Annotated in this window: 1 protein-coding gene; it reads left to right on the top strand. The window is 68.6% G+C overall.

Annotated features, from left to right (window positions below):
* Window positions 1–39: 39 nt before the first annotated feature.
* The coding region (locus G3I78_RS48225) for a CDP-glycerol glycerophosphotransferase family protein (protein WP_343244035.1) at window positions 40–458 on the top strand (419 nt) is incomplete at its 3' end.

The raw sequence follows: 458 nt of genomic DNA, 5'->3' as shown, positions 1-458 counted from the left end.
TCGACGGTCGCGTCTTCGCCCGACCGGGACTGGCACGTCGTGCTCGTCGATCCGGACGATTCGCTCCCGAGCCAGAGGAAGTCTCGAACGGGTAGGCGCACGGTCGTCCGCTACGGTTCACACCGGTACAGGGCGGCTCTCGACGCGGCCTCGGTCGTCGTGACCAACGGTCCTCTGCCCCGTGAGTTCGTGCGACGTGACGACCAGACCGTGGTCGTCACGTGGGACGGCCGGACCTCGTGGTCACGGCACGACGCCGATCGTGACGCGGCGGACGCCCACTCCGATCTCCTGCGGACCGTGCTGATCAGCGACGTGCTCGTCTCGTCCGGCCCCGAGTGCACTGCGAGGTTCCGTGCGGGAGAACTGCGGATCGACGGGTTGTACGACGGAATCGTCATCGAGCCCCGTGACCCGGACGTCGACCCCACGGCGGAGCAGTCCGAGCGGGTCATGGC

The sequence above is a fragment of the Streptomyces sp. SID13726 genome, assembly GCF_010548375.1.
Lineage (GTDB): Bacteria > Actinomycetota > Actinomycetes > Streptomycetales > Streptomycetaceae > Streptomyces.
This window is presented reverse-complemented; position numbering and strand designations above follow the sequence as displayed.